The organism is Bacteroides cellulosilyticus DSM 14838, assembly GCF_000158035.1.
In the GTDB taxonomy this organism is placed as follows: domain Bacteria; phylum Bacteroidota; class Bacteroidia; order Bacteroidales; family Bacteroidaceae; genus Bacteroides; species Bacteroides cellulosilyticus.
The window spans coordinates 207,823-213,186 of the sequence record NZ_EQ973492.1 but is presented as its reverse complement, the minus strand read 5'-3'; the positions used below and the strand labels follow the sequence as shown (position 1 = coordinate 213,186).

Below are 5,364 nucleotides of genomic sequence, written 5' to 3'. Positions count from 1 at the left end.
TGAATTCCGCCCATTCACCAGCACTTTTCTTATAAAGTTTAGAAAGGGTAGAAGTCACGTAGTTTGAATAATACTGATAGGTAATTTTCACCACATCTCCATCAGCTGCATTAGGATACTTCGATTTACAAAATACCGTTAAATAAGCATTAACATCCATTTTATAAGAAAAGTTGTCATACTGTCCCGGTTCATCTTTTTCAGTACCCATAGCATCATAGTCAGCACTCTGTAGTTCATAACTATCAGCCAATTCCGGCTCTACTAACCCTGGAACAATAGTGGCCACCTTAACTGTAAGTTTAGCTGAAGACCCCTTATCGCAATACGGATAGGTAGTTTCCAACAAACTGACCAAAGCGGTTTCAATAACAGCCTTACCTGTTTCTTCATCTCCTTGAGTCAGGCTGAAATAACCCTCAGCCGGATATTTACCGGTATATTCTCCTTCATAGTACACAACATCTGTCACGGGATTATTATCGAACCCAGGGAAGTTGTCTTCATTATAATCGCAACTCGTAACAAGTAACGTAGCCGCGCATAAGCTATATATTAACTTTTTATTCATAATTACAATTCTTAAAGGTTTAGAAATTGAATTTCAGTCTGACATTATATGTACGTCCAAAACCGTAGAATACGCGTGTTGCACTTTCCCAATCATGATTCGCTCCATCACGTGCATCAGCAATATATTCCTGGTTAAAGAGGTTATTAATATTTCCACTCAATGTAGCACGTACTTTACCAAAGTCGAAAGAATAACCTGCACTTAAATCAAATGTGCTATAAGAAGGTATTTCCCATGGATTACCTATCACGATTTCCTTACCTAAACCAGTATTGCTGGTATCAATATCATAATCAGCATAATTGCGTGCAAAGAAATTCCAGTCAAGAGAAATACGCAAGTCTTTTAACGGACGAACATTAACTCCCAAAGCAGCAGTAGTTTGAGCAGAACCACCTACATGTACATTATCCATCTTGATGTTCGCTCTATAATCTCCAGCATTTGCCATATCTTCAATAATACCGCCTTTGAAATCTGTCATTATCTGTCCAGCTGAGTTAAAATAGTAACCGGTAGCAGTACCATTCCAACGCCAATCACCCCATGAGAACATACCAGTAACATCAATCCACTTGAATGGTTTAGCTATAAAGTCCAATTCAATACCCCAGTGATCTGCATTTGCACCGGTCATATTTAATGTATAACGGTCAGTTACATTTACATCATCAACTTTATACTCCATAGTATCCGAATCATACAGAGCTTTATCTATCCAACGAGTATAATATGCGTTCAGATTAGCAGTAAAGAAACGACTACGATAACCATATCCAGCTTCAAATGACATAATCTTCTCATTCTTAGCATCACCATTACGTGCATGTGAGTTTTGCGAATTAATAAATGAAGTGTCGAACATAGGAGCACGACTGATAAAACCTGCATTAACAAACACATTATGATTTTCGGTAAGATTATAGTTCACACCTCCCTTAATGTTTCCACCTAAATAATTTTTAGTATCTGATTTAGCTTTATCTTTGCTATAATAAAGACGGTCATAGCGCCAATAACCTGTATTGGATGCTCCACCCGACACGAATGCACTAAGCTTATCACGATTATATTCCAACTGTGCAAATACACCTTCTGACATAACGAAACCATCATAATCGCGATAAATCACATCACCTACACCTAACTTCTGGTTTACATAGTTTGGATCATTAGCCAACGGATTGTTATCTGCCTTGATATCAGAACGGTTGGGATCAACAAAATATGCGCCATTATAAAGGTCAGTAATAATATTCTGATGTAGCCCTTTATAGTAACGAAGGTCAATACCACCATAAAAATCGAAATATTCTCCGAACTTAGTAGTATATGTAGAAAGCAATCCATACCACATATGATTATTCATACTCTTTGCCATAATCATTTTAGAACCTGTAGTACTTTGTTCGTTCAAATCCTGAACCTGATCATAGGCAAATGTACCATCCGCATTGCGATAGGTATTGTTGACCAAACCGTTTGTAGCACCATACCAACCGCTACGATTCGTCTTGTCACCAGTACCGCTGTATCCATTACCACGCCCAATAGAAACATAGAGAGCGGTACTCAAGCTTGACTTTTGATCAATCTGCCACAAATGGTTCAATGAAATCTGAGGTTTATGATATTCATTTCTGGAAGAATTACGTACTTGGCCGTTCTTGTCATAACCGAAAGTAGGGTTATATTTATAAGGACTGTCATCTCCCATATATTTTTTCACACGTTGCCATTCTTTAATGCTCAGTCCATTCTGATTATTACGCTGATTGTGCCACTGTGGAGAACCAAAAGCCGTCAAAGTCAACTGATGATTTTCATTAAAACGCTTAGCAATGCTGGCAAACCAAGTATATCCTTCAAACTCAGTTCCCTGAACATAACCATCACCCCAAGTTTTACCTCCTAACAAAGTAAATGCCCATCCGTCTTTTGACAAACCGGATGAAACACCAAACAAGATTTTGTTATAACCATCGTTACCCATACCGTAAGAAACAAAACCACCTTTTTGAGCTTCTGTACTCTTAGTAATGATATTAATAGAACCACCAACAGCGGGTGAAGACACTTTAGAAGCACCTAAACCGCGTTGTACTTGCATGCTACGAGTTACATCTGACAAACCTGACCAATTAGACCAATAGACTTTATTATTCTCCATACCATTCATTGGTACACCATTGACCATCATAGCTACATTCTCACTCTTAAAGCCACGAACAGTAGTCTTAGCGTCGCCGTAACCACCACCATCTTTAGTAGTATAGATACCCGGAGTAGATTTTAAAATTTCAGGGAATTCCTGTGAACCCAATCTATCTTCAATAAATACAGGATCTACCGTAGAAACAGCAACAGGAGTCTTACGAGCCACAGCCACCGACGAAGTAATTGTAACGTCCGCCAGCATCACAGCATCCGGATCCATCTTGATAACTCCCAAATCAACAGAAGCGCCCTTCTGTGTTATTTTCTTCTTGAGGTCTTTAAAACCTACATACTTGAACACCAATGTTCCACCTTGAGCAACACCTTGCTTAAAATAACCATCAATGTCAGTCACAGTTCCTTGTGAAGTGCCTTCTACCATAACAGCAGCGCCCACTAACGGTTCTCCTGTTTCTGAGTCAACAAGCTGACCTTTCACTGTAGTCTGGGCAAATGCCGCAGCACTGCATATAGACAGCACAGCCACCAACAGGAAATGAATTAGATGTTTTTTCATACTTCTGTTTTTTGTTAATTAAATGTGTTAATTACGAATGTTAATTAAGTATTAAATACTGTTTTAAGACGCAAATATAATTAATAAGATTTAGATTTGTATTACATTTCTGCTACAAAATTTCAGGGTATATAGGAGTTATTGAAACTTTTTATAACAAAAAAGCCCTACAAGTTTTTTGCAGGGCTTTCTATTTGTCATAAAAATATTAGTTATGCTATCAGATTCTTACTGTTATCAGTCATTCATCAGCTTTCTATAACGTACACGGGTAGGTTCTTCTTTCCCTAAACGTTTCTGTTTATTTTCCTCATATTCCGAATAAGAACCTTCGAAATAGAAGACATTGGAATCACCTTCGAATGCAAGTATATGAGTGCAAATACGGTCGAGGAACCAACGGTCGTGACTGATAATTACGGCACATCCTGCAAAGTCTTCAAGACCTTCTTCGAGTGCGCGAAGCGTATTCACGTCGATGTCATTGGTAGGTTCGTCCAGCAACAGCACGTTGCCCTCTTCTTTCAGAGCCATAGCAAGGTGCAGACGGTTACGTTCACCACCCGAAAGTACACCGCAAAGCTTCTCCTGATCTCCACCTGAGAAGTTGAAACGTGACAAATAGGCACGTGCATTGATATCACGTCCACCCATACGAATCAGTTCCGTACCACCGGAAATAACCTGGTACACGCTCTTGTTCGGGTCGATATCGCTGTGTTGCTGGTCGACATAAGCTACCTTTACGGTCTCTCCTACCTCAAACTCACCTTTATCTACTGTTTCCAGCCCCATGATCAATCGGAACAGTGTTGTTTTACCCGCACCGTTAGGCCCGATTACACCCACAATGCCGTTAGGCGGAAGCATGAAGTTGAGATCATCGAACAGAAGTTTGTCGCCATAAGCTTTTGCCACGTGTTTCGCTTCGATAACCTTATTTCCAAGACGCGGACCATTAGGGATAAAGATTTCAAGTTTCTCTTCTTTCTCCTTGATATCTTCATTCATCAATTTATCGTAAGAATTCAAACGTGCCTTACCTTTCGCCTGACGTGCTTTAGGAGCCATACGCACCCACTCCAACTCACGTTCCAATGTCTTGCGGCGCTTGCTGGCGGTTTTCTCTTCCATTTCCATGCGCTTGGTCTTCTGTTCCAACCAGCTGGAATAGTTACCTTTCCAGGGGATACCTTCGCCACGGTCGAGTTCAAGAATCCAGCCTGCCACATGGTCGAGGAAGTAACGGTCGTGGGTTACGGCAATCACCGTACCCTCGTATTGCTGCAAATGTTGTTCCAACCAATCGATGGATTCAGCGTCAAGGTGGTTGGTAGGTTCGTCCAGCAACAGCACATCGGGCTTCTGCAACAGCAAGCGGCAAAGTGCCACACGGCGACGCTCACCTCCCGAAAGATGGTCTACAGTTGCGTCTTCGGGCGGACAACGGAGGGCATCCATAGCGCGTTCCAGTTTACTGTCGAGATTCCAGGCATCAGTTGCATCGATGATATCCTGAAGTTCTCCCTGACGGACAAAAAGCTTATCCATCTTGTCGGCATCCTCGTAATACTCCGGCAGGCCGAATTTCTGGTTAATCTCTTCGTACTCAGCGAGTGCATCCACAATGGGTTGTACACCTTCCATCACAATTTCTTTTACGGTTTTCGTAGGATCCAGGTAAGGTTCCTGAGCCAGATAGCCCACTGAGTAACCCGGTGAAAACACCACTTCGCCCTGATAAGACTTGTCCAACCCGGCGATAATCTTCAGCAAGGTAGATTTACCGGAGCCATTCAGACCGATGATGCCAATCTTTGCACCATAAAAGAACGAAAGGTAGATGTTCTTCAGCACCTGCTTATTGTTCTGCTGAATGGTCTTGTTCAGCCCTACCATAGAAAAGATAATCTTTTTATCGTCAACTGTTGCCATAAAGTTTTTAAGTGTATTATATTAATAATGTATATGCTATTCCCATCCGATGAATATTGGGCAAAGATAACAAAAAAAGAGATATTCTTTTGCATTTTCAAAAATTGTCTCTATCTTTGCG

2 protein-coding genes and 1 pseudogene are annotated in these 5,364 nt (G+C 40.9%); all 3 read right to left on the bottom strand.

Annotation, left to right across the window (positions count from 1 at the left end; all coding sequences use genetic code 11):
* Positions 1-571 (bottom strand): annotated as a pseudogene (locus BACCELL_RS26945) (hypothetical protein); the annotation flags it as partial.
* 19 nt (positions 572-590) lie between these two features.
* Positions 591-3,308, bottom strand: a complete 2,718-nt coding sequence (locus BACCELL_RS18855) for a TonB-dependent receptor (RefSeq protein WP_007213600.1) — start codon at positions 3,306-3,308, stop codon at positions 591-593.
* Between the two features lie 237 nt (positions 3,309-3,545).
* Positions 3,546-5,243 carry an energy-dependent translational throttle protein EttA gene (gene ettA / locus BACCELL_RS18850; protein ID WP_007213599.1) on the bottom strand — a complete coding sequence of 566 codons (1,698 nt, stop codon included), beginning with the start codon at positions 5,241-5,243 and terminating at the stop codon, positions 3,546-3,548.
* Between the last annotated feature and the right edge of the window lie 121 nt (positions 5,244-5,364).

Bases quoted from the DNA above. Each gene is read 5' to 3' on its own strand.
- BACCELL_RS18855 (WP_007213600.1), bottom strand. From the start codon at position 3,308: ATGAAAAAACATCTAATTCATTTCCTGTTGGTGGCTGTGCTGTCTATA.
- ettA (WP_007213599.1), bottom strand. From the start codon at position 5,243: ATGGCAACAGTTGACGATAAAAAGATTATCTTTTCTATGGTAGGGCTG.